We start from the raw sequence: 24,552 nt of genomic DNA on the forward strand, positions 1-24,552 counted from the left end.
GGCGGCGATCAAAGAAGAGATCTTGTTGGACTTTTACGTGAAACGGTGCGGCATGGAGGGGGTCTTAGGCCCGGACGAGCGGCCGGGATGTCGCACAAAAAACCGAGGCTGCGGGACGCAGCCTCGGCTGGAGGCAAACCGGCGGCGATTAAAACCAATGCCGCTGCAAGAATTCAGGGGCTATTCGCAGACCCGCACGGTTTCGGTATGGTAATAGCCGTCATAGCGGTTGCGGACGTCGCGGTCCTCATACCAGCACCTCGGCGCCGGCTCGACATAACGAGGGCCTTCATCGACGTAGCGAGGGCCGCCATTGGCGAGTGCGCCGCCGATCAGGCCGCCGACGACACCTGCCGCGACGCCGCCGGCGATGATCCGGCCGGTATTGTCGTGATGATGGTGGTCACGCGCCGCAGCAGGCTGAATAGCCGATCCAACAAGGGCCGTCGCGATCAACAGGCTGCTAATAATTCTCTTCATGACATTCTCCTCAGTGGCACTTGCCCCGGATAAGAGGGAAATGCGGCAGGAACGCGTTTGTTCGTTCAATCTTTACGACACGCGTTAACGCAAGTCATCCCCATCAAGTTGCCGGCCCCGCCGCCGTCGTCTCTTCCAGCACGTCCTCGGGAATATCGTCGAACGAGGCGTAGTTGAGATTGTAGAGTCTGGAATAGAGCTTGCCGTTCTTCATCAGCTGGCGGTGGTCGCCGCTTTCGATGATTTCGCCGTTCTGCAGCACGATGATGCGGTCGGCTTCGCGGATCGTCGCCAGGCGATGGGCGATGACGAGGCCGGTGCGGTTTTCGAGCAGCTTCACCAGCGCCTTCTGGATCAGCATCTCGGTATAGCTGTCGATATTGGCGGTTGCCTCGTCGAGCACGAGGATCTTCGCATCCGCCACAAGGGCGCGGGCAAAGCTCAAAAGCTGGCGCTGGCCGAGCGAGAGATTGCCGCCGCGCTCGCCGAGAATGCTGTCATAGCCATCGGGCAGGCGCATGACGAAATCATGCGCGCCGACGGCCCTGGCCGCCTCGATCACCTGTTCGCGCGTCGCTTCCAGCTTATGGTAGCGGATGTTTTCGAAGACGGTGCCGGTGAAGAGGAAGGGTTCCTGCAGCACCATGGCGATCTGCGCTCCGAGCGAATCCTGGGTCAGGTCACGCACGTCGTGGCCGCCGACCAGCACCTGGCCTTGCTGCACGTCGTAGAAGCGATGGATTAGCGACATGCAGCTCGATTTGCCGGAGCCCGTCGGCCCGACCAGCGCCACCGTCTCACCGGGATTGACCTTGAAGCTCACATGTTTCAGCACCGGATGCTTCGGATTGTAGCCGAAGACGACATCCTTGAATTCCACCGAGCCGTCCATGTCGCGCGACAGGGTCTTGGCGTCAGGCGCGTCCTTGATGTCGACGGGGACGTCGAGCACTTCGGTCAGCCGCTGGCCCGAAGCCATGGCGCGCTGCATCACCGAATATTGCAGGGTCAGCGATCGGATCGGGTCGAAGAAGCGCTGGATATAGAAGAGGAAGGCGACGAGCACGCCGACATCGAGCGCCTGGTTGAGAACGCGGGCGCCGCCGACGACGATGACGAGCGCCATCGCCACGCCGGTCAGGCTGTCGACGATCGGCACCATCACCTGGGCATAACGCGCGGCCGTCAGATGCGTTTTGAGATTGGCATGCGCCTTGTCGTCGTAGAGCGTGAAGTTGACGCCCTGCCGGTCCATGCTCTGGACGGCGCGCACGCCGTGGATCGCTTCGGCAAGCGCGCCGTTGGCGACCGAATTGGTCTCGTGCGCGGCCATGAAGGACTTGCGGGCGAGCGGCAGCCAGAACAGCCGGACGACGAACAGCACCGGCAGCACCGAAAGCGTCAGCAGCCCCAGCTTGAAATCGAGATAGAGCATCACGAAGACGATGCCGAAGAGCAGCACGATGTCGCCGACGGACAGCACCGAGGTTTCGAGGAATTCCTGCATCGAGTTGACGTCGCCCTGCAGGCGCGACATCAGCCGCCCCACTTCGGTCTTGTCCATGAAGGAGAGCGAGACGCGCTGGAGATGCGAAAACATCGCCTTGCGGATGTCGAAGAGCACCTCTTCCGCGACATTGCCGACCAGCGTCTCCTGCGCGTAGCTTGCCGCATAATTGATAAGGATGGCGATGGTGAAGGCGGCAACAGCCCAGATCAGCGCCGCATGATTGCCGCCCGGCGACATGCCGTGATCGATGGCGTAACGGATGATCAGCGGGATCAGCAATTGCATCGTCGTGAAGGTCAGCACGGCGACAACAGCCCAAAGGACCTGGGTGCGGTAGGGGCGAACGAAAGCCCAGATGCGCTTGATGATGTTGCCGTCGAAGGCCTTGCCGAACATTTCCTCCTCGACGCGATGCGAACCGACCACCGCCCGCGGCGGACGGCGCCCATCCTCGCGAACGTCGGGACGCTCTGTTTCCAGTTCCTCGGCCATGTCTTTCCTCCTGCGGCCATCATGTCAGGTGGCCAGCACGTTCATTGCGTGTCCCCTTCTCCCCAGCGGGGGGTCCGAAGGACGGTGCCCGAAGGGCGGATGGGGGGGCCGCACGGCACGCCCTCTTTGCCCTTCGCTTCCGCTCAGGGCACTCGTCGCTGTCGCTCCTCGCCCTCTTCGCCTCGCTTTGCTCGGCACTTCTCCCCAGTGGGGAGAAGAGAGGCATCTCATCACGCGCTCAACACCTCGTCGCCCGGCCGCACCTGCAGATCGTAGAGCGCCTTGTAGCGCCCGCCGAGCGAAAGCAGCGCCTGATGCGTGCCGCGCTCGACGATCCGTCCGTCTTCGACGAACAGGATCAGGTCGGCATGCATAAGCGAGCTCAGGCGATGGGCAACGATGATGGTCACCCGGTCGGCGGCGTAGCGGCGCATGGCGCTGCGGATGCGCTGCTCGGTGGCCGCGTCGATTGCCGCCGTCGAATCGTCGAACACCATCACCGCCGGCTTCAGCATCAGGGCGCGGGCGATCGAAAGACGTTGGCGCTGTCCGCCGGAGAGCGACACGCCGCGCTCGCCGACGACGGTGCCGTAACCGGTGGGAAGGCCGAGCACGTAATTGTGCAGTTGAGCGCTTTCGCTGGCGCGTTCGATGCGGCTTTCCTTGGCCCAGGGGTCGCCATAGGCGATGTTGTTCTCGATCGTCGTCGTGAACAGGAAGGAATCCTGCTGCACGACGGCGACAGCCCGGCGCAGCGACTGCAGTGTCGCCTTGCGGATGTCCTGGCCGTCGATGGTAATCCTGCCGCCGCTGACATCGTAGAAGCGCGGGATCAGATGGGCGATGGTCGACTTGCCGCTGCCGGGAGGGCCGACGATGCCGATCGTCTGGCCGCGCCTGGCTTCAAGGGAGACATCATGGAGCACGGTGCGCTTTTCCGAGCCGGGATAGGCGAAGCTGACATTCTCGAAGCGCAGCACGCCCTCCGTCACCGCCAAATCCGTCGCGTCCGGCGCATCCTTGATCGCGATGTCGAGGTCGAGCAGAGCAAAGAGCCGCGAGCCGCAGGTGGAGGCGCGGGCAAAGGCATTGACCATCAGGCCGAGCTGGCGCACCGGCATCTGCAGGATGGTCATGAAGGTCAGGAACGAGGCGAGCGTGCCGACGGTGATCTCGCCCGACATGACCTTGCCGCCACCGACCCAGAGCACGAGGCCCATGGCGGCGAAGAAGGAGAAGGTCATGGCGCTGGTGTTGACGACGCGGATGCCGACCCGCTGATGCGCAAGCGCCAGCGCGTTCTTCGAGGCGGCCTCGAACTTCGACAGTTCGTGTTCCTGGGCGGCAAAGGCCCGCACGACGCGAATGCCGCCGAGATTCTCCTCCATGATCCGGGTCAGCACCGACAGCCGCTCCTGGAGGTCGAGCCAGGTGGCCCGCAGCCTGAGCTGCGTCACCGAGGAGCGCCAACCGACGAAGGGCACGAAGGAGAGCGCCAGCAGCCCGAGCACGACATCTGTCGACAGCAGCATATAGGCGCCGATGCCGATCAGGATCGACAGCAGGACCATGCGGACCAGCGCGGTGGAAAAATACATGCGCACGCCCTCGAGATCGAGCAGGCCGACGGTGATCAGGTCGCCGGAATGGACCGTATCGTGAAAGCTGAAGGAGAGGCGCTGGATTTTCTCGTAGCAGGCCAGGCGCAGCTCGTAGCCCATGTGGTGACCGACGGATTCGCTGAAATAGTTCTGCACCATGGTGAAGAGACCGCGCAGCACGCTGGCGCCGAGCAATAGCAACGCCGTGGTCAGAAGCGCGTCTTGCGCCGCCTGGCCGGCCGCACCGCCGCCCATCGCCATCTGCGTGTGGTCGACCGCCCGGCCAAGAAGGCGGGGGATCATCAGCTGGAAGGTGGAGGCGATGAGGGTGGCGCCAATCGCCAAGCCGGCCTGCCAGGGATGGCGGAAGGCCATCACGGTGATGCGCACCAGTGTATAGAGGCCTCGGCCCCAGCCTGCCGCAGTTGCAAGCGCCATCGAAGCCGAAGGCTTCGTCGCGCGTGTTGACGCATCGCTGCTCACGGTATTTTTCCAATAGATGTGGTGCTCGGACGCTGGCCCGAAAAGACGGCAAATCCATGAAGGGATTGATAGCACCGTCATTTTTGCCGATTCCAACTGGGCGTTCAAGTAAAGAATTCACCAACTGGTTATTTTTGCGTGAGGCCCTCACGCATCCCTCTCGGGAACTATCGGCGCGCGGGTGGGTTGCAGCAGCAAGGCCCGAGAGGCGCCCGTTACGGAGAGACCCATGCCGCTGAAAGCCCTTGCTCTCAACGCGACGCTGAAGACCAGCGACGCCAAGGATCCGTCATCGACCGACCGGATGATCGCTCTCATCGACAAGGCGATGTCCGAATACGGCGTCGTGACCGAAGTGCTCCGCCTTGCCGATTTCAACGTCAAGCCGGGCGTGAGCTCGGACGAGGGCGCCGGCGACGACTGGCCGGATATTCGCGCAAAGCTGCTCGACGCCGATATCCTGCTGATGGCGACGCCGATCTGGCTCGGCCAGCCGTCCAGCGTCTGCAAGCGGGCGCTCGAGCGCATGGACGCCTTCCTCGACGAGACAGACGATCAGGGCCGTATGGTGTCTTACGGCAGGGTGGCAGCCGTTGCCGTCGTCGGCAACGAGGACGGCGCCCATCATATCTCGGCCGAACTCTACCAGGCGCTCAATGATGTCGGTTTCACCATTCCGGCCAATGCCGTCGCCTACTGGGTCGGAGTAGCGATGGGTTCAACCAATTTCGTCGATCTCGACAAGGTGCCGAAGGTCGTGACCAAGGCCGTCAACATGTTGGCCCGCAACACGGCGCATTTGGCAGGTCTGTTGAAGGCGAAGCCATATCCGGGCGAGGGCGGCTGAGGCCAATCGCGGGCAGCGCTTCAAATATGCATTCAGTTTAACGCGTTAGATCGATTCGGCAATAAAGCTCTTGCCAGGGAGAATTGCCGCATGACCTACCTTCATCGACGCGTGACCGGCCGTTTATGCGTTGAAACTTCGATCAACCCCAGGTGCGGATGAAGCCGCAAAGGAGTTGCGATGACGGTTCAGGGACTTTTTGTGTGTCCGACCGATCGGATGATCTATCTCGTCGACAAGGCAACGGCGAATATTACGTTTCGTTCGAAGTCCTCTCGCTCAGAACGCTTGCGTTCTCCCTTTCTTGTGTAAGGGAGAACGCGTGCCGGTAGTTCTTTCGGTTGCCGCGACGATCGTCACGCCGGCCGTTCAGAAGCACTTGTTCGCCACTTGATGAGATGCTTCTCGGCGATGTCCAGAATGCTGTCGATGATCAAGACAAAGATCGCGAGGATCAGGATGCCCGCGAAGACGCCGACCGCATCAAAATTGCCTTCGGCCTGAGCGATCAGATAACCGAGCCCGGCGGAAGAGCCGAGATACTCGCCGATGATGGCCCCCACAACGGCGAAGCCCACCGAAGTACGCAACGACGACAGAATCCAGCTCGCCGCTGCCGGGAAATAGACATGGCGAAGCAGGTCCCTCCGATTGCCGCCCAAAATGCGGGCGTTCGACAGCACCACCGGGTTGACTTCGCGCACGCCTTGCATCGCGTTGAAGAACGTCACGAAGAATACCAACGTCACGGCGAGCGCCACCTTGGACCACAGCCCAAGGCCGAGCCAGAGCACGAAGATCGGCGCGAGCACGACGCGCGGTATTGCGTTCAGCCCCTTGATGAAGGGGTCGAGAATGCGCGCAGCCGAACGGCTGAGACCAAGCCACACGCCTGCGGCGACGCCGAGTGCCGTTCCGACGAGGTAGCCGAGCACGGTTTCTGTCAGCGTGATGGCGACGTGGCTGTAGAAGTCGACGTCGGCCACCCAGGATAAGACCTGGTCGAAGATGTCGAGAGGAGCCGGGAAAAAGAAGACGTCTATGACGCCTGCCGCGACACCGAGCTGCCAGCCGCCGACAATTGCCACGAGCAGCACGATTTGAATGAGGCGTTCAGTCATGACGTTCATAGCTTTTCTCCACTTCACCGCGCAGCGATGACCAGATGTTGCGATAGAGATCCAGGAAGCGCGGATCGAGCTTGATTTCGGCGACATCACGCGGGCGTTCGAGGTTGACGGGGAAGCTGTCGATGACGCGCGAGCGCGGTCCGGCGGCAAGCACGACGACCCGATCGCCAAGGGCGATCGCCTCCTCGAGGTCGTGCGTTATCATCACCACTGCGCGCCGTTCCTCCTGCCAAAGCCGCAGCAGCTCGTTCTGCATCAGGTGGCGGGTATGGATATCGAGCGCGGAGAAAGGCTCGTCCATCAGGATCACCTTGGGGCCGGTGATCAATGCCTGTGCCATCTGCACACGCTTGCGCTGGCCGCCGGAAAGTTGATGCGGATATCGATGCTCGAACCCCTTCAATCCGACCTTCGCCAGCCATCTCATCGAGTGCTCCCGACGTTCGGCAGCTCCGACACCCTTGAACATGGGACCGAGTTCCACGTTCTCGATTGCGGTCTTCCACGGAAGCAGTGCGTCCTGTTGGAACAGGTAACCTATATCGGTCTGGACCCCGCGGACCGGCTGACCGTCGATGGAAACAGTGCCGCTGGCAGGCTTCAGAAGACCGGCAATTGCGTTAAGTATGGTGCTTTTGCCGCATCCAGTCGGTCCGACGATGGCCAGGAATTCGCCATCGGAGACGCTTAGATTAACCTCCTGCACCGCCACATAAGCACCGAAGGACATGGTGATTGCGTCGATGGAAACCATCGGCTTCGAATGATCCGGACGGTTGGTCGGGGGTGCAGTTTTCACGACGGCCAATTCCATGACCTCCTCCTATCAGTTGGCAGCGGCGTTCGGGACCTTGCCGACGAACTCGTTCGTGTAGGTTTTCGCTAGGTCGATTTCACCCGCGGCGACTTTGTCGTTAAAGCTCTTCAGGACGGCGAGCGGGATCTTGATGTCCTCCTCGTTAATGCGCCCGTCCTTCGAGAAGATCGCCTTGGCGTTCTCGACCGCCTTGACGTAGGTGTCACGATCGCCGGAAATGAACTCCTTCGGGAGCTTCTCCACGATTTCTTCCGCGGAGTGGCTGTTCATCCATTCGAGCGCTTTGACCGTCGCATTGGTGACCTTCTGGATCGTCTCGGGATTTTCCTCGATATAACTTTGCGTGGCATAGAGGACGGAGGTCGGGTAAATCCCGCCATAGATCGCTCTGGCACCGTCGTCGCTGCGCCCATCGATCAGGATCTTGCCGACGCCCTTGGCTTCGATGAACGTCGCAGCCGGATCGTAGTTGACGAGCAGGTCGACCTTCTGCTGTTCGAGCGCTGCGACGGCGGAAGAGCCGGAGCCAACACCGATCAGCGACACGTCGCTTGCGGACAAGCCGTTGCGCTGCAGGTAATAGCGAACAAAGAAATCGGAGGACGAACCCGGCGAGGTGATACCGATTTTTGCGCCTTTGATCGTTTCCGGCTTTGCCGGATCGAATTTGCTGCCCTTGCCGCCAGCCAATACGAGCCCTGAATTGCGGGCGAGCTGTACGAAGGCGACGACGGCCTTCTTCTGCGATTGCATCTGGATCGTATGATCGTAGAAGCCGACGGCGATGTCGGTTGAGCCGGCAACAAGCGCCTGAAGCGTCTTAGAACCGCCCGACGCAAAATTTTCTACGGTCACCTCCAGCCCTTCCTTTTCATAAAGGCCAAGCCCCTGGGCGACGGGAAACGGAAGATTATTGAGGTTGTAAGAGCCGACGCTGATACGGACCGGATCCGCAAGTGCGGAGCCGGCGAGCGCGACGGTTGCCGCGAGGGCGAGCATAAGCTTGCGCATGATGATATTCTCCTCCTGTTGTTGGCGCCCTCCTGGCGGCCAGAGCTATTATGCCGCGCAACCCAGTTGCGTGACAGGTTTTGCTAGCACATGTCCCTCGAACAGCCGGCGGGCGGTGCGAAGGATTCCGGCGACGGTCTTGCCGTCCCGTTCATACAGCTTGACGTCCAGGTGGCCGCTGGGGTGCTCGATGGAAAGAACAAGCGGAGGGGCCCTCCGGCCGATCAGAAGCGAAGCGACCGTATCCTTGGTGATGCAGGCTGTGGCAATTCCGACGGCGCCCGTGGTTGCCAGCGACGGATGACATTGATGCGGCATGAAATAACGTACGCTGAGGTCGCCTCCGGCCTTTGGCCGCGATATGAGCACCGGCTTTGGCGTTACCTGGTTGCGCACGTTTCCAAGGCCCATTCGTTCGCCAGCCGCAATCCGCAGCTCTTCCAGCCGTTCCAGCAATTCCCTGTCAGCATTGAGTTCGGCTGCCGATTCCAGGCCGGTTGCGCCGATCGAAACTGCCTCGATCAGGATCATCGGCATGGCGCAGTCGATGCAGGTGACAGCCACGCCGCCGATCAGGTCGATGGCTTTGCCGGTGGGAAAGAGCCGTCCGGTACGAGCTCCGGCTGCGTCCATGAAAGTAAGCGCAATTGGCGCGGCGCGCCCGGGCACTCCGTCGATTGCAGCTTCACCGAGATAGGAGACGCTGCCATTCGGAGTGGGAACTTCGGCCTCGATCAGCTTGCTGGTGTTGACGTTATGGATCCGAACGAGCGTCGTCTCTCCACGCACCGGAACCAGTCCAGCCTCGATGGCAAACGGGCCAACTGCGGCGAGCATGTTGCCGCAGTTCGGCGAGGTATCGACGATCTGTTGGTCGACTCGCACCTGGGCAAAGAGATAATCCACGTCTGCGCTGGGAACGCTGGCAGGTCCGATGATGGCGACCTTGCTGGTAACCGGGTTGCCGCCGCCAATTCCGTCGATTTGCAACGGATGACCCGAGCCCATGATCGACAGCAGAATCTTGTCACGCTGGTCGGTGTCCGCGGGAAGATCCCTGGCGAGGAAGAAAGGGCCTTTCGAGGTGCCTCCTCTCATCAGAACGCAGGGAATAGCCATCAGATCGTTCATCGGTTGTGCTTTCGCCGGAATTATGCCATCACCGTATCAATCGGCGTTGTTTGATCCGATTATTGGAAGAATTTTTTATTTGTAAAATGCTAAGATTTGAAGGATTGATGCGAAATGAGCATTAATTGTGAGATCCTCGACCTAAGAGCCTTCCTGAGCGTCGTAGAACTGGAGAGCTTCAATCGCGCGGCCGATGCCCTGCATATGTCGCAGCCTGCGTTGAGCCGCCGCATTCAAAAACTGGAGCAGGCCATCGGGGCACCGCTTCTGGAACGCACAACCAGGCATGTGTCAGCGACGGCCCTCGGGACGGAACTGGTGCCCCTCGTCCGACGCATGCTGGAGGAGTTCGATGGCTCCCTCTTTGCTGTGCGTGACGTTGGACCCAATCGAGGGGGGTTGGTGACTATCGCATGTCTTCCAACCGCGGCATTCTACTTCCTGCCTACGGTCATTCGCCAGTTCAATGAAGAATATCCGAACATCCGCTTTCGTATCCTCGATCTGCCTGCCACCGACGGGCTTCAAGCCGTGGCAAGCGGGGAAGTGGAATTCGGAATCAATATCATGGGCACCTCCGACCCGGACCTTACCTTCGAGCGGCTTGCGGAAGACCCATTCGTACTTGCAGCGCGCAAGGATCATCCTCTTGCAGCAAAACAATGGGTCGAGTGGGCGGAGTTAGAGCCTTATCACGTGATCACCGTTCATCGGTCGAGCGGCAACAGAACGCTGCTCGACGCGGCACTGGCAAAATCGAACATTAAGCTGCGCTGGTTCTATGAGGTAACTCATCTGTCTACCTCCCTTGGGTTGGTGGAGGCGGGCCTTGGGATTTCGGTGCTGCCTCGAATGGCAACCCCGCGAGAAGATCATCCGTTCCTGATCACCCGCCCTATTCGCAACCCCGAGATATCTCGAACGATCGGTGTGGTTCGCCGCCGCGGCGGCACCTTGTCGCCTGCGGCGGAGCGGTTTCTCAAGATGTTGATAGGCGTATGGGGAGCCTGATTGAACGGTGCCTTCAGGACCGTCCGAGCAGGCCGATCAGACTTGGCAAGCACGACCGCGGCGAAGGCAGCGGTATGGCCACTTCGGGAGAAGTCAAAAATCTTCTGCGGTATCAATGACTTAATCGCGTGTCTAACAAACCTCTTGCCACTTCCGGTTTTTGGCGCTTTCATACACGACTAGTTTAATAGACTATGGCGAGGGATCATGCCCTCGTTTTCTTGGGGGGCCTCGGTGAGGCCCGAGCTGCGGCGCGAATGGCCGCGTAACCCTCATCAACGCGTAAGCCGCTGTTTATGCGTTGAAACCTCGATCGAGCCCAGGCTGCGAATGAAGCGCAAAGGAGTTGCGATGACGGTTCAGGGACTTTTTTCCGGAAGGGCCAAGGCGGCGGCGCAGATCTCAGCCGTGCCGCGCATTGTGATCGTCGGGCGCGGCTTCTCCGGAATGATGACGGCCATTGCGCTGATGAAGACGCTGCGCGCACCTTTCCATCTGCAGTTGTTCGATCCGAATTCGTCGGTCAGTGGCGGCCAGGCGCTGGCCGCCGCCCGCGCCTCGACGATCCTCAACACCCGCGTGCGTGATCTCTCGGTTTCGGTCGGCGACAGCGACGATTTCAACGACTGGCTCTGTAGCAACGCCGCTTTCCGCGCTGCCGTACCGGCCGCCATTCCCGGTTTCCGGCAGATCTTCGTGCCGAAGGAGATCTTCAGCGATTACGTCTATCAGCGCTTTTCGGAAGCGCTCGCCGCACGCCGGGACATCACCGTCCAGGTCTGCAACGATCCTGTGGTGGCGATCCGCCGGAGCCATGGCAACCGCTTCCTGCTCGAAAGCGCCAATCCGGCCAATCCGCTGTTCGATACCGTGATTCTCGCCACCGGCTACGGCCTGGGTGAACCGGACGCCGGCGAGCCGGATCCTTCGCCGGTCAGGGCTCAGCGCCTTGTCGCGCGGCCGCATGCCGTGTTGCTCGGCAGCGGCATTCGCGTCGTCGATCAGTTGCTGCAGCTGCGCGATTCCGGTTTTGCCGGCCAGGTGACGATCATTTCGCGGCGCGGCTTCCTGCCCCAGAGCCATACGCCGAATTCCGCCGATCCGGTGTTTCCGGCCGAAGCGCTGCCGGAGAGCCTGCCCGACATCGTGCGCTTCATCCGCCAGGCCTGTCGCGAGGCGGAAGAGGAGGGGCGAAGCTGGCAATCGGTGATGAACGGGCTGAGGAAACATGCCCGCTCCCTGTGGAGATCGCTGCCGGCCCGCGACAAACATCAGTTCAACCGCCATTTGCGGGCAATCTACGACAGTCACCGCAATCGCCTGCCGGAGGCCATGCACCTGCGCCTGAAACGCGAGCTTGCCGAAGGCCGCACGGTGCTGCGCCGCGGCCGGGCCGGCCGCCGGGGCCTGAGCGGTCTGTTCTTCACGCCGGCCGGCTCCTCTGTCGAGGAGGTCATCCATGCCGAGCGCATCATCGACTGCCGCTGCCGGGCGCCGGATCTTTCCGCGCCGCTGATGCAGAGCCTGTTTTCCGCCGGCCTCGCCATGCCGGACGAACTTTCGCTCGGACTGGCAGTCAATGCGCGCGGCGAGCCTTTCCTGGAGGACGGCTCGACGGTCGCCGGACTTTTTGCCGTCGGCCCGCTCGGCCTCGGCAGCCTGCCCGATATCGATCTCGTGCCGGAGATCGTCTCGCAGGCTTATGCAGCCGCCGAGCGTATCGGTGAGCGGTTCCATCCGCAGGTCAGGGCGGTGTGAAAAAGTGTGATATTTTGGAACCTTCTGCCTGATGCCGCGTTATGAGCGCTGGTAACCGAGAGGGGCAGATGGAAGTGCTGGATCGACATGATACGTCTCTTGACGAAGAGGGGCGCTTTCGTCTTCTGGTCGATGCCATCACCGACTACGCCATCTACATGCTGAGCCCGGAAGGCATCGTCACCAGCTGGAATACCGGCGCTCAACGTTTCAAAGGCTACAAACCTTCGGAGATTCTCGGCGAGCATTTTTCCCGTTTCTATGTGGATGAGGATCGCGCCGCGGGTATCCCCGAGCGCGCGCTCGCCACGGCGATGGAAGAGGGCCGGTATGAGGGGGAGGGCTGGCGCCGGCGCAAGGACGGCAGCCGCTTCTGGGCGCATGTGGTCATCGATCCGATCCGCCACCCCTCCGGCGAACTGGTCGGCTTTGCCAAGATCACCCGCGATCTGACCGAACGCAGGGCCGCCGAACACGCGATCCGCCAGAGCGAGGAGCAGTTTCGCCGTCTGGTTCAGGGCGTTTCGGACTATGCGATCTACATGCTCGATCCCGACGGCAATGTCAGCAGCTGGAATTTCGGCGCCGAGCGCATCAAGGGTTATCGGCCTGATGAAATCATCGGCCGGCATTTCTCGACCTTCTATACGCCCGAGGATCGCGCGGCCGGCCTGCCGGAGAAGGCGCTCCGCGTCGCGCGCGCCGAAGGCCGGTTCGAAAGGGAAGGCTGGCGTGTCCGCAAGGATGGCAGCCGTTTCTGGGGCAGCGTCGTCGTCGACGCTATCCGCGACGAAGATGGCGAAGTGCTCGGTTTCGCCAAGATCACCCGCGACATCACCGAAAAGATGGAAACGCAGCGGGCGTTGGAGCAGGCGCGCGAAGAGCTTTTCCAATCGCAGAAGATGGAGGCGATCGGCCAATTGACCGGCGGCATCGCCCATGATTTCAACAATCTGCTGATGGCCGTGCTCGGCAGTCTCGAACTCCTGAAGAAGCGCATGCCACAGGACCGCTCGCTGACTTCGCTGGTCGACAATGCCATGCAGGGCGCCCAGCGGGGTGCTGCCTTGACGCAGCGCATGCTTGCCTTTTCCCGCCGGCAGGAGCTGCACATAGAGCCGATCGACGTCTCGGGCCTGGTGCGCGGCATGATGGACATTCTGAGCCGGTCGCTCGGCCCCCTCACCACGATCGAGACTTCCTTCCCGATCAGGCTGCCGACAATCCTCACCGACCCCAACCAGCTGGAGATGGCGATCCTCAATCTCGTTGTCAACGCGCGCGACGCCATGCCTTCCGGCGGCCGCATCATGCTTCGCGCGTCCGAGGAAACGATAACCGCAGGCAAGGGGCCACTGTCGGCCGGCCGCTATATAAGAATAGCAGTGATCGATGAAGGCGAGGGCATGGATGCGAAGACGCTGGAGCAGGCGGTCACACCGTTCTTCACCACCAAGGGTGTCGGTAAGGGCACCGGCCTCGGCCTTTCCATGGTGCAGGGTCTCGCAAGCCAGTCCGGCGGCCGGCTCCTCCTCAAGAGCACGCTGGGCGAAGGCACGACGGCCGAGCTATGGTTTCCTGTCGTCATTGCCGAGCAGACTGCCGAAGCACCGGCCGACACGCCGCAAAAACCGGATAACCCGCCGCAGGGGCTGCGCATCGTCGCCGTCGATGATGACGGGCTGGTCCTGATGAATACGACGCTGATGCTGGAGGATCTCGGCCACACCGTTTTCGAGGCCATGGCCGGTCCAGAGGCGCTCGACATTCTGCGCAAAGAGCAGGTCGATCTGGTCATCTGCGATCATGCCATGCCGCGGATGACGGGAGCGCAACTCGCCGAGGCGATCCGCAGCGAGTGGCCTGAGATGCCGATCATTCTCGCCACCGGTTACGCCGATCTGCCCGACGGCGACGGCGCCGCCAATCTGCCCCGCCTGGGCAAGCCCTTCTCGCAGGCGCAGCTTGCCGAAGCGATCAGCCGGATCGCTTGTTGACCGCTCTAGGCGCGAAGCTTCTCGTCACCATTATCCTGAAGGGCAGTGCGGCCGGCTCCGAGTTCAGAGGTCGTCGGAACTTGCTGTTTACCCGTCGCGCCCGGAGTTGCGCCGTCCAGCAGGCGCTTTTCGGTCTCTTGCAGGTCGACGATCGCCTGTTCGATCGTCTCAGCCGGAGTTTCCCGCGCGGCTGCGCGCCACCGATGATGCTGCCACAAGCCGACGAGCAGGCGTCGGCTCGGAACTTCTATCGTCTCATGAATGAACCATGCTCCTGCCGCCGCAACAAAAAGCGCCACCAGGATGAGCGCCGGTTCCGGCATCAGAGCCTCGAAAGCCCGGCCTACAAGGAACATGATGGGGACGTGGAAAAGATAGAGCGAAAAGCTGATCGCGCCGAAGAACCGCACGGGTGGCGCTGCCAGGACATGGGCTGCGATGGGAGGCTGTCGAGCGACCAGCGCCACGATTATGGCTGCGGCGGCCGCGCTTTGCAGGCTCCAGAATTCAGGGGAGAAATCAGGCAAGACATGCCTGTAGGTGAAGAACACCGCCAGAAGGAACAGGGTGAAAGCGCCCGTGAGGGGGGATGGCGTCCACCTATCCCAGTGGGGATGCATCGCCCCGGCAAGGGCGCCGAACAGAAAATAGGGGAGCTTGGAAAGAAGCAGTATGCCTGGTCCCGGCAGCTCAAGCAGACCATCCACCACGACCAGCACCGCCAAACCTGCGATCCCACCGCTATAGCGCTGCGGGCAGGTCAAGCAGAGCCAAAGGATCGGGAAGAACAGATAGAATTGAATTTCGGGTGGAATTGACCAGAAAACGCCGCTTGAGCCTAGAAGAAAGACGTGGCGGAGAAATTCCGTGCCGCCGGTGATCGGCTGAACGAAATTGAGATCTTGCGTGCTCGACAGCATTGCCACGAGCAGGACGGCAACCAGATAGACCGGATAGATACGGGCAAAGCGGCTCACCAGAAAATCCAGGACATTTTCTCTGGTCACCGGCCGCGCGCCATAGAGATGGGCCATCAGAAAGCCGCTGAGGGCGAAGAACAGGCCAACGGCTTCGCTGCCCATCGTCATGTTACGCAAGGCTGTATTCGGAAAGATGAGCCCGATATGCGCCTGCACGACCAGAAGCGCGGCGACACCGCGCAGACCATCGAGACTGGGGATGTAATCCGGCCGGCTCATGTGCAACTTTGAAATGTTCTGTTGAGGCAAGCAGTATCGCACACCGCTTTACAAGAGATTAAGCCGGCGCGCGCAAACTGCCGGCGTGCAACTGTTGCTTGCCGGAGCGCTCGCGCCCTTGCAAAGCGACAGCGAGGCCGGCCTACGCTCGGCCTCTTCCGATCTCGCCGCGAACAACAAACACCAGCAATGCCAGCACCATCACCGCCAGTCCGTACCAGGTGATCGCATAGACGAGATGGTTGTTGGGAAAACGGATGACGGTGAGGCCGCCGACGGGCAGGCCCCCGGGATTTGCAGCGGCGTCGGCATCGATGAAATAGGGCGCGACCGCGCCGAGGCCGCGTTTTTGGGCGATCGCTGCGACATCGCGTGAATACCAACGGTCGGCGGCGACGTCGTTGGATTGGAGCAGCGATCCCTTCGGCTCGGTCATCCGCATCAGTCCGGTGATCTCGATCAGGCCCGATATCTGACCGTCGCGGCGCGACGCGGGGTCGCGCCTGTCCGTCGGCACGAAGCCGCGATTGACGAGGATGGCGGTGCCGTCGGCGAGCATCAGCGGCGTCATCACCCAATAACCCGGGCCGAGCACGGTCGAGGCGTAGACCAGCGTCTCCTTGCCGTTTGCCAGCATTCCCTCGACGGTCACCCGGCGATATTCGTCGCTGCCGGCATTGACCTTCCCCCAGTCGGCGCGCGCCGGGGCCGGCACGGCGGCGTCGTGCACGCGCTGGTCCACGCGGGCGATGAGGTCGCGCTTCCAGCCCAGGCGTTGAACCTGCCAGGTGCCGAGGCCAAAGAGGATGGCGGCAAGCAGCGTCAGGCAGACGGCGAAAAGCGCACGTTTTGCCCGGAAATGCTGTCTTTCCGATTTTTGCGTGGGGGCTTCGCTCATCGACTTAGGGCGGCGCTGCCGCCGCCCCTCATTGCTGTCACGGCATGTTCTTCATCATCTCGGGGCTCATCGGCATCATATTGGAATTGAGATGATGCATGACCCAGAGCGAACCGGAGAGCGCGATGGCGACGATGATGAGGGTGAAGATCAGCGCCATCATCGTCCAGCCGCCTTCGCTCCTGGGGTTCATGTGCAGGAAGAAGACCATATGGACGACGATCTGGATGGCGCCGAGGCCCATCACCAGCACCGCTGTCAGTGCCGGGCTGGCGACGACGCCGGACATGACCGCCCAGAAGGGAATGGCGGTCAGGATGACGGAAAGTGCGAAGCCCGTCATGTAGCTTTTGAACGTACCGTGGCCGGCCTGGTGACCATGGCTGTGGCCGTGATGCGCCTCGTGGGCATCCTCATGGGTGGGTGCTTGCGAACTCATCCGAGAACTCCGAGCAGATAGACGAAGGAAAAGACGCCGATCCAGACGACGTCGAGGAAGTGCCAGAACATCGAAAGGCACATCAGGCGGCGGCGGTTGGCCTCGACCAGCCCGTGCATCGACACCTGCACCATCAGCGTGATCAGCCAGATGATGCCGAAGGTGACGTGCAGCCCGTGTGTGCCGACGAGCGTGAAGAAGGAGGAAAGGAAGGCGCTGCGGGTCGGTCCGGCGCCCTCGTGGATCAGGTGGATGAACTCGTAGAGTTCGAGCCCGATGAAGGCTGCGCCGAACAGGCCGGTGACGGCAAGCCAGAACAGTGTTTCCGCCTTGGCGTTCCGCTCCATCTGCAGCATGGCGAAGCCGTAGGTAATCGAGGAGAAGAGCAGCATCGAGGTGTTGAGAGCGACGATCGGCAGATCGAAGAGATCGGCTGGCGACGGCCCGGCGGCATAGTTGCGGCCGAGCACGCCGTGCGTGGCAAACAGCACCGCGAAGATCAGGCAGTCGCTCATCAGGTAGAGCCAGAAGCCGAGATTGGTGCTCCCTTCCGGATGATGGTCTTCGGTCAGATAGAATTCAGGCTTTTCGGCCGTGTCGATGGTTTGATCGCTCATGGTCATTACACCTGCTCGGCAAGCAGCGCCGTGCGCTTGCCTTCCGTTTCGGTCACCTTGCCGGCGGGAATGTAGAAGTCGCGCTTGTAGTTGAAGGTATGGCCGATCGCCACCACCAGCAGCGCGACGGCTGAAAGGATCACCAGCCACCACATGTACCAGATCAGGCCGAAGGCAAGCGCGACGCTGATGGCCGACAGGATGGCGCCGGTGCCGGTATTCTTCGGCATGTGGATCGGCTTGAAGCCGCCGAGCGGGCGCTCGTAGCCGCGCCTTTTCATGTCGTACCAGCTGTCATGGTCGTGGACCACGGGCGTGAAGGCGAAGTTGTAGTCCGGCGGCGGCGAGGAGGTCGACCATTCCAGCGTCCGGGCATCCCAGGGATCGCCGCTGTCGTCGCGCAATTCCTCGCGTTTCATGAAGCTGACGACGATCTGGATCAGGAAGGCGGCGATGCCGAGCGCGATCAGGCCGACGCCGAAGGCGGCGATGATGAACCAGATCCGCAGCGACGGGTCCTCGAACTGGCTCATGCGCCGGGTGACGCCCATCAGGCCGAGCACGTAGAGCGGCATGAAGGCGAACCAGAAGCCGATCTGCCAGAACCAGAAGCTCATCTTGCCCCAGAAGGGATCCAGCTTGAAGCCGAAGGCCTTCGGGAACCAGTAGTTCACGCCGGCGAACATGCCGAAGAGAACGCCGCCGATGATGACGTTGTGGAAATGGGCGATGAGGAACAGCGAATTGTGCAGCACGAAGTCGGCCGGCGGCACCGCCAGCATGACGCCGGTCATGCCGCCGATGACGAAGGTCACCATGAAGCCGACCGTCCACAGCATCGGCACCTCGTAGCGGATGCGGCCGCGATACATGGTGAAGAGCCAGTTGAAGATCTTCGCTCCCGTCGGGATCGAGATGATCATCGTGGTGATGCCGAAGAAGGAATTGACGGAAGCGCCCGAGCCCATCGTGAAGAAGTGGTGCAGCCAGACGATGTAGGACAGGATCATGATCACGCAGGTGGCGTAGACCATCGAGGCGTAGCCGAACAGGCGTTTTCCCGAGAACGTGGCGACGACTTCCGAGAAGATGCCGAAGGCCGGCAGCACCAGGATGTAGACCTCCGGATGGCCCCAGATCCAGATGAGGTTGATATACATCATCGGATTGCCGCCGAGGTCGTTGGTGAAGAAATTCGTGCCGGCATAGCGGTCGAGCGATAGCAGCGCGAGCGTTGCCGTCAGGATCGGAAAGGAGGCGACGATCAGCACGTTGGTGCAGAGCGCCGTCCAGGTGAAGACCGGCATCTTCATGAAGGTCATGCCGGGCGCGCGCATCTTGACGATGGTGGCGATCAGGTTGATGCCCGACAGCGTCGTTCCCACACCGGCCACCTGCAAGCCCCAGATATAGTAGTCGACGCCGACGCCCGGACTGTAGGCCGCGCCCGACAGCGGCGGATAAGCGAGCCAGCCGGTCTGGGCGAATTCACCGATGAACAGCGACAGCATGATGATGATCGCGCCGGCTGTGGTCATCCAGAAGGAAAAGTTGTTGAGGAAGGGGAAGGACACGTCGCGCGCCCCGATCTGCAGCGGCACCACGAAGTTCATCAGACCGGTGACGAAGGGCATCGCCACGAAGAAGATCATGATGACACCGTGGGCGGTGAAGATCTGGTCGTAATGGTGCGGCGGCAGGTAGCCCTCCGAGCCGTTGAAGGCGATCGCCTGCTGGACGCGCATCAGGATCGCGTCGGAAAAGCCGCGCAGCAGCATGATGACGGCCAGGATCACATACATGATGCCGATCTTCTTGTGATCGACGCTGCAGATCCAGTCGTGCCAGAGCGGACCCCAGAACTTGAAATAGGTGATGGCGCCAAACACGGCGAGACCGCCGATGACGACGCCGATGAAGGTCACGACCAGAATTGGCTCGTGGTAGGGAATGGCGTCGAGGGTCAACCGGCCGAAGATCAACTTCAGGAGGTCAGGATTGGAAAACATGGAACAACCCGTTCATTATGTCTTGCGACGCAAAGCGCCAGGTTAATTGTTGTTGAGCTGCGCCGGCGCCGGATCGGCGCCGTTGCCCGTGTCGGGCATGGAATGGCCGTCATGCTGCATGTCCATTCCGGGCGTGCTGTGCATGCCGGGCATGTCGTGCTGCATGCCGTTGCCATCGCTGCTCTTGGGCGGCTCGACCTGTGCCGGAACGCCCGTTGCCGGCACAGTAGCTCCAGGCTCGACGACGTCTTCGGCGGCATGGCGGTTGTCGTATTGCAGCTTCTCGCGGTTTTCGGCGCTTTCCTTGCCGCCGCCGCCCGTCATGTCGATATGCATCATTTCGTTCATGCACATCTTGCCCGGGGTGGCGCACATGTTGAGGATGGCGTCGTAGAGATCGGCGTCGGCGCCGGCATAATAGCGCACCGGCTCCTTCTCGCTCGGCTTCTCGAGCTTGAGATAGGCGTCGCGATTGAGCATCGTGCCCTGCTGCTTGACCTTGGCCACCCAGGCGTCGAAGCCTTCGCGGGTGAGGCCATGGAACTTGAAGCGCATGTGCGAGAAACCGGCGCCGCTGTAATTGGCGGAGAAGCCTTCATATTCGCCCTCCCGGTTGATGACGGCGTGCAGCTTCGTCTCCATGCCGGGCATGGCGTAGATCTGGCCGGCAAGGGCGGGGATGTAGAAGGAGTTCATCACTGAGGATGCGGTGATCTTGAAATTGACCGGCATGTCGACGGGGGCGGCGAGCTCGTTGACGGTGGCAATGCCGAGTTCGGGATAGAAGAACAGCCATTTCCAGTCGAGCGCCACGACCTCGACGGTCAGCGGCTTTGTATCGGCCGGGATGGCGCGCTCGGCATCGAGCCGGTCGAGCGGGCGGTAGGGATCGAGCTTGTGCGTGGAAATCCAGGTGACGGCGCCGAGCGCAATGATGATCGCCAGGGGTGCCGCCCAGATGACGATTTCGAGGCGGGTCGAATGATGCCATTCCGGCGCGTAAGCGGCGGCCGTGTTGGAGCGGCGGTAGCGCCAGGCGAAGAGCAGCGTCAGGAAGATCACCGGGACGATGATCAAAAGCATCAGCACCGTCGAGATGACGATCAGATCGCGCTGTTGCACGGCGATGTCGCCCGAGGGCGCCATGACCACCATGTTGCATCCTGCCAGGAAAAGCAGCGGCAAGACGGATAGAAGGCGGGAAAACTTCATGAGTTTTTGCACGTCTCTAAGCTCTTGTTGTTTCGTTTTGACCGCGACTAAAGCACTGAACCCGATAGCGACATGAGGCGGAAAGTCGCAGTGCAGCAAAGATGCCGCAGTGCGGCAGAATCGTGTTGCGCTACCGCCTTGAGATCCTGATGAAATTAAGAAGGATTTTTTGCGCGCGCATGTCCACTCAATATATCCGCAAGAGCCGGGCCGGCCAGCTTTAGCAGGGGAAAAATCACCGCCGGGATCACGCAATTTTTCCCGGCCCGGCTCAATTTAAGCCGCGATGATGAACTATTTGCATCTTACGGACTTGATAAGCCTGCGGGTTTGATCAAGATCAGGTTGAGGCGCCGTGCCGAAAGCGCCTCAACGAGGGAGGCGTTTCATGGCCACAGCATCGCATTACGGACCGTCATCGTCGTCGCTGGAACGCGACGCGCGGCGCATTCACGACGACAAGCCGGTTTCGCCGGGCAGCATCGCCATCGGCGTGGTGATCGGCCGCATGTCGGAATTCTTCGATTTCTTCGTCTATGGCCTCGCCTCGGTCCTGGTCTTTCCGCAGCTCGTCTTTCCCTTCGCACCGGACCGGCTGACAGCGACGCTCTATTCCTTCGCCATCTTCTCGCTCGCTTTCCTCGCCCGTCCGGTCGGCTCCGTCGTCTTCATGACGATCGACCGGATGTACGGGCGCGGCACAAAGCTCACCATCGCGCTCTTCCTGCTCGGCGGCTCCACAGCCTCGATCGCCTTCCTTCCGGGTTACGCGGAGATCGGCGTCTGGTCGATCGCCCTGCTGGCGCTTTTCCGTCTCGGCCAGGGTTTTGCGCTCGGCGGCGCCTGGGACGGTCTTGCCTCGCTGCTCGCGCTCAACGCGCCGCCCAATCACCGCGGCTGGTACGCGATGATCCCGCAGCTCGGCGCGCCGATCGGCTTTGCGCTGGCAAGCACGCTCTTCGGTTATTTCGTCGCCAACCTGTCCAGCGAGGATTTCCTCTCCTGGGGCTGGCGCTATCCCTTCTTCGTCGCCTTCGCAATCAACGTCGTGGCGCTGTTTGCGCGTCTGCGGCTGGTCATGACCAAGGAATTCGGTACGCTCCTGGAGCAGCATGAACTGGAGGCCGCACCGATCCTCCAGGTGCTGCGCGTTCACGGCCGCGACATCCTGATCGGCGCCTTCGTGCCGCTCGCCAGTTTCGCCATGTTCCACCTGGTCACCATCTTCCCGCTCGGCTGGATGAGCCTTTACGGCAATCAGCCGATCGGCGCCTTCATGGTGGTGCAGGTGATCGGCGCCCTGGTCGGCGTCGTCGCCATCGTCGCCTCGGGGCTGATCGCCGATCGCATCGGCCGGCGTGCCCAGCTCGCCATCTGCGCCGTCATCATCGCCATCTTCAGCTTTATCGGACCGATCCTGATCGCCTCGGGCAATAACGGCCACGACGCCTTCGTCATCATCGGCTTCGGCGTGCTCGGGCTGTCCTTCGGCCAGGCGACCGGTTCGATCTCGTCGCGCTTCGGTCGCGGCTATCGGTATACCGGCGCCGCCTTCACCTCCGACCTTGCCTGGCTGATCGGCGCCGGCTTTGCGCCGCTGGTGGCCCTCAGCCTCTCCAGCCGCTTCGGCCTGACCTTCGTCGGTTACTACCTGCTCTCCGGCGCCATCTGCACGCTCGCAGCACTCGCCTTCAGCAAGGCGCTGGAGCAGCGGGAATAAGATCGAGACAGTCCGCCGGGAAACCGGCGGCCGTTATCATCTATCGAAGCGAAGAGCGGCATCGTCGAAATGCAACATCTGGTCGTTGGCGATATCCACGGCTTTCCCGAAACCTTTGTCGAGCTGCTGGATGCTGGCAGCTTTCAGCGACAAGATTTGCAACTGGCCGATCTGAGCGGGCGTCCCGATCTGCGTGGAGACGCGCTTCACGACCATCTTTTCAACCGTGACGGCATGCGGCATGCGGTCCGGGCACTTCGTGAGATCGACGGACGCGGGTGCTTGGGGATCGGTTTTAGCGCCGGTGGAACGGTCCTGTGGAATGCGGTCAAAGAGGGTCTGGAAATCCAGGCGCTGATCTGCGTGTCATCAACCAGATTGCGCTTCGAAACGTCTCCCCTCGCTATACCCACCATGGTTTTCTGGGGAGAACTCGATCCATACCGGCCAACTGAAAGCTGGAACAACGCTGTTCCCCAGTGCTGGAAAATCTACGCCGGCAAGCAGCATGATTTTTATCGGCTCGATGCGCATACCGCTCAATCTCCGTTGAGGTCGGATATTGCCGCCTTTGTCGAAGGCAGAGTCCCGTTTGAATAGGATGTATTCTGTGTCGCTTGGCCGCTTCGGCCTGACTTTCCCTTGCCGGCGTTGCACCCTGTAACGACGATCGTGGAAGATATCATGGCAGACACCGCATCCAGGGTGGTCGCGAACGCCCGCGAAAGAGTCTGTTCATGTGCATATTCCCTCCGTTCCCCGCCAGCCTCTCGCAGGTCACGTCCCCTCGCCCCGTTTACCGGGAGAGGGTTAGGGTGAGGGGCAGCCACGCGGCACAAAGGCTGCAGCAGCCGTGACCTTGCGCCTGACATCTGCTGGACCATTGCAAATACAATGTCAATTATTGAATGCATTGCAATCTATAATTAAATGCGCCAATCTTCGGGATCAGCGAGGATTTGACATGACCGCAGAAACCATCGATCATTCGACGCTTTCCCGTCTTGTCGAGGCAGGGGCGGTCGATGCTGCTCACGTCGTCGGCAAAACCGGCGGCTGGTCCGTCGTCATCCGCTACGGCAAGGCCGAACGCCCGCTTGCCGCCCAGCGCAGCCGCAAGGTGCGCCTGTTCAAGCGCATGGATACCCTGGTTTCCTATCTCAAGGATGTCGGCATCTCCCAGTTCGATGTCGATGCGGCCGATTACGCTCCCGAGACTGTCTCTCGGCCGGATCGTGCGGCAGCCCTGCGCCGCACCCATGAGGCAGCAGAATACGACAAGTGGTTTCGCGAACAGGTCGAGGAGGCGATCCGGGAGGCCGATGATCCTGACACGGTCGGGATTCCGCACGAGACGGTCAAGAAAGAGATGGCGCGCGAACGAGCAGAGTTGGTGGCGCGCCTTAAGGGTAAAGCCAAGTGAAGCTCATCTGGCGTGCGAAAGCTGCGTCAGATCGCAAGCGAGCAATACAGTTTATCGCCGATCAGAATCTCAGCGCCGCGATAAGCCACCTTGACGAGATCGAGCGCCAAACGGATTTGCTCATCGATCAGCCGGAGATCGGCCGGCCCGGACGAATTGGCGGAACGCGCGAACTCGTCATTTCGCGCACGTCCTTTATTGTGATCTATCGTGTTCGTCAGAAAATCAGACGGGTGGAGATTTTGCGCCTTCTGCACGGCGCTCAACAATGGCCACCGAAACGCTGAATATTCTTACTGCGCCATCTGCGGCTGCTTGGCAGCCCGCGCTGCCGTCAGTTCGGCGGTCGTGTGGTTCAGGCGGTCGGCAAGCACGCGCATGATTTCCACGGCCATCTCCGGGAAATCGCTGAGCAGCTTTAAAAAGTGCTCCTTGCTGATGCGCAATACTTCGAGCGGCGAGGTGGCGCGCACCGTTGCCGTGCGCGAGACATCGCAGAGAATGGCGATTTCGCCGACGATGGAATTGAGCTCGACGTCGGCGACCTTGATCTCGCCGGCCGGCGAGGAGACGATGATATCGGCGCTGCCGGAGAGGATGACATAGGCGGCGTCGCCGACATCGCCCTGATGGAAGAGATCCTGACCGGCCTTGTAGGTCATGCGGTCGGAGGTGAAGGCCAAAAGCTTGAGTTTCGCTGGCGCAATCCTCGAAAAGATCGGCACCCGGCGCAGCATTTCGACTTCGTCTCTCAATAGCATGAGCGT

22 protein-coding genes are annotated in these 24,552 nt (G+C 61.2%); 8 read left to right on the forward strand and 14 right to left on the reverse strand.

Annotated elements, in window-relative coordinates; all coding sequences use genetic code 11:
* Window positions 1–180 precede the first annotated feature (180 nt).
* From J7U39_RS22590 to J7U39_RS22600, 3 genes are all read right to left on the reverse strand, one after another.
* Complete coding sequence (locus J7U39_RS22590; protein ID WP_210632482.1) at window positions 181–480, reverse strand: hypothetical protein; 300 nt, start codon at window positions 478–480, stop codon at window positions 181–183.
* 103 nt (window positions 481–583) lie between these two features.
* Entirely contained in the window at window positions 584–2,482 is a 1,899-nt protein-coding gene (locus J7U39_RS22595) for an ABC transporter ATP-binding protein (RefSeq protein ID WP_210632483.1), read from the reverse strand.
* A 230-nt stretch (window positions 2,483–2,712) separates the two neighbouring features.
* Window positions 2,713–4,521, reverse strand: a complete 1,809-nt coding sequence (locus J7U39_RS22600; RefSeq protein WP_210632644.1) for an ABC transporter ATP-binding protein — start codon at window positions 4,519–4,521, stop codon at window positions 2,713–2,715.
* Window positions 4,522–4,795: 274 nt separating this feature from the next.
* On the opposite strand from J7U39_RS22600, the gene J7U39_RS22605 reads away from it, so the two are divergent.
* Window positions 4,796–5,413 (forward strand): NAD(P)H-dependent oxidoreductase, encoded by a 618-nt coding sequence (locus J7U39_RS22605; RefSeq protein WP_210632484.1) that lies wholly within the window; start codon window positions 4,796–4,798, stop codon window positions 5,411–5,413.
* A 356-nt stretch (window positions 5,414–5,769) separates the two neighbouring features.
* Here the strand turns inward: J7U39_RS22605 and J7U39_RS22610 are convergent, their stop codons facing one another.
* From J7U39_RS22610 to J7U39_RS22625, 4 genes are read right to left on the reverse strand one after another with little or no spacing between them, the layout of a single operon-like run.
* Window positions 5,770–6,543 (reverse strand): ABC transporter permease, encoded by a 774-nt coding sequence (locus J7U39_RS22610; protein ID WP_210632645.1) that lies wholly within the window; start codon window positions 6,541–6,543, stop codon window positions 5,770–5,772.
* Window positions 6,527–7,357, reverse strand: a complete 831-nt coding sequence (locus J7U39_RS22615) for an ABC transporter ATP-binding protein (protein ID WP_210632485.1) — start codon at window positions 7,355–7,357, stop codon at window positions 6,527–6,529. Before J7U39_RS22615 ends, J7U39_RS22610 begins: the two co-directional genes overlap by 17 nt.
* A 12-nt stretch (window positions 7,358–7,369) precedes the next feature.
* Window positions 7,370–8,371 carry an ABC transporter substrate-binding protein gene (locus J7U39_RS22620; protein ID WP_210632486.1) on the reverse strand — a complete coding sequence of 334 codons (1,002 nt, stop codon included), beginning with the start codon at window positions 8,369–8,371 and terminating at the stop codon, window positions 7,370–7,372.
* A gap of 48 nt (window positions 8,372–8,419) precedes the next feature.
* Entirely contained in the window at window positions 8,420–9,502 is a 1,083-nt protein-coding gene (locus J7U39_RS22625; RefSeq protein WP_210632487.1) for a 4-oxalomesaconate tautomerase, read from the reverse strand.
* A 114-nt stretch (window positions 9,503–9,616) separates the two neighbouring features.
* On the opposite strand from J7U39_RS22625, the gene J7U39_RS22630 reads away from it, so the two are divergent.
* The 3 genes from J7U39_RS22630 (at window position 9,617) to J7U39_RS22640 (ending at window position 14,268) form a co-directional block, all read left to right on the forward strand.
* Window positions 9,617–10,513, forward strand: coding sequence for a LysR family transcriptional regulator (locus tag J7U39_RS22630; protein WP_064707350.1), 897 nt, complete (start codon window positions 9,617–9,619; stop codon window positions 10,511–10,513).
* 351 nt (window positions 10,514–10,864) lie between these two features.
* Window positions 10,865–12,271, forward strand: coding sequence for an FAD/NAD(P)-binding protein (locus tag J7U39_RS22635; RefSeq protein WP_210632488.1), 1,407 nt, complete (start codon window positions 10,865–10,867; stop codon window positions 12,269–12,271).
* 68 nt (window positions 12,272–12,339) lie between these two features.
* Window positions 12,340–14,268, forward strand: a complete 1,929-nt coding sequence (locus J7U39_RS22640; RefSeq protein ID WP_210632489.1) for a PAS domain-containing sensor histidine kinase — start codon at window positions 12,340–12,342, stop codon at window positions 14,266–14,268.
* A 5-nt stretch (window positions 14,269–14,273) separates the two neighbouring features.
* Here J7U39_RS22640 and J7U39_RS22645 read toward each other — a convergent pair whose 3' ends face one another.
* From J7U39_RS22645 to cyoA, 6 genes are all read right to left on the reverse strand, one after another.
* A complete protein-coding gene (locus J7U39_RS22645; protein ID WP_210632490.1) occupies window positions 14,274–15,467 on the reverse strand; it encodes an acyltransferase in 1,194 nt (397 codons plus the stop codon).
* A gap of 142 nt (window positions 15,468–15,609) precedes the next feature.
* On the reverse strand, window positions 15,610–16,365 hold the full coding sequence (locus J7U39_RS22650) for an SURF1 family protein (protein ID WP_210632491.1): 756 nt from the start codon (window positions 16,363–16,365) through the stop codon (window positions 15,610–15,612).
* A 37-nt stretch (window positions 16,366–16,402) separates the two neighbouring features.
* Window positions 16,403–16,804, reverse strand: coding sequence for a cytochrome o ubiquinol oxidase subunit IV (gene cyoD, locus J7U39_RS22655; RefSeq protein WP_210632492.1), 402 nt, complete (start codon window positions 16,802–16,804; stop codon window positions 16,403–16,405).
* Complete coding sequence (gene cyoC / locus J7U39_RS22660) at window positions 16,801–17,421, reverse strand: cytochrome o ubiquinol oxidase subunit III (protein WP_064812310.1); 621 nt, start codon at window positions 17,419–17,421, stop codon at window positions 16,801–16,803. Before cyoC ends, cyoD begins: the two co-directional genes overlap by 4 nt.
* Before the next feature lie 5 nt (window positions 17,422–17,426).
* Window positions 17,427–19,430, reverse strand: a complete 2,004-nt coding sequence (gene cyoB / locus J7U39_RS22665) for a cytochrome o ubiquinol oxidase subunit I (protein ID WP_210632493.1) — start codon at window positions 19,428–19,430, stop codon at window positions 17,427–17,429.
* A 42-nt stretch (window positions 19,431–19,472) separates the two neighbouring features.
* Window positions 19,473–20,654, reverse strand: coding sequence for a ubiquinol oxidase subunit II (gene cyoA, locus J7U39_RS22670; RefSeq protein WP_210632494.1), 1,182 nt, complete (start codon window positions 20,652–20,654; stop codon window positions 19,473–19,475).
* Between the two features lie 376 nt (window positions 20,655–21,030).
* Here cyoA and J7U39_RS22675 point away from each other — a divergent pair, with 376 nt between their 5' ends.
* The 4 genes from J7U39_RS22675 (at window position 21,031) to J7U39_RS22690 (ending at window position 24,072) form a co-directional block, all read left to right on the forward strand.
* On the forward strand, window positions 21,031–22,362 hold the full coding sequence (locus tag J7U39_RS22675; RefSeq protein WP_210632495.1) for an MFS transporter: 1,332 nt from the start codon (window positions 21,031–21,033) through the stop codon (window positions 22,360–22,362).
* 69 nt (window positions 22,363–22,431) lie between these two features.
* Complete coding sequence (locus J7U39_RS22680) at window positions 22,432–22,962, forward strand: alpha/beta hydrolase (RefSeq protein ID WP_210632496.1); 531 nt, start codon at window positions 22,432–22,434, stop codon at window positions 22,960–22,962.
* Between the two features lie 364 nt (window positions 22,963–23,326).
* Entirely contained in the window at window positions 23,327–23,785 is a 459-nt protein-coding gene (locus J7U39_RS22685) for a hypothetical protein (RefSeq protein ID WP_210632497.1), read from the forward strand.
* Window positions 23,782–24,072 (forward strand): type II toxin-antitoxin system RelE/ParE family toxin, encoded by a 291-nt coding sequence (locus J7U39_RS22690; RefSeq protein ID WP_210632498.1) that lies wholly within the window; start codon window positions 23,782–23,784, stop codon window positions 24,070–24,072. Before J7U39_RS22685 ends, J7U39_RS22690 begins: the two co-directional genes overlap by 4 nt.
* 6 nt (window positions 24,073–24,078) lie before the next feature.
* Here the strand turns inward: J7U39_RS22690 and J7U39_RS22695 are convergent, their stop codons facing one another.
* The gene (locus J7U39_RS22695) at window positions 24,079–24,546 is read right to left on the reverse strand and encodes a cyclic nucleotide-binding domain-containing protein (RefSeq protein WP_004679746.1); all 468 of its coding nucleotides are present in this window, start codon (window positions 24,544–24,546) and stop codon (window positions 24,079–24,081) included.
* Window positions 24,547–24,552: the final 6 nt, after the last annotated feature.

It is taken from the genome of Rhizobium sp. NLR16a (genome assembly GCF_017948245.1).
In the GTDB taxonomy this organism is placed as follows: Bacteria; Pseudomonadota; Alphaproteobacteria; order Rhizobiales; family Rhizobiaceae; genus Rhizobium.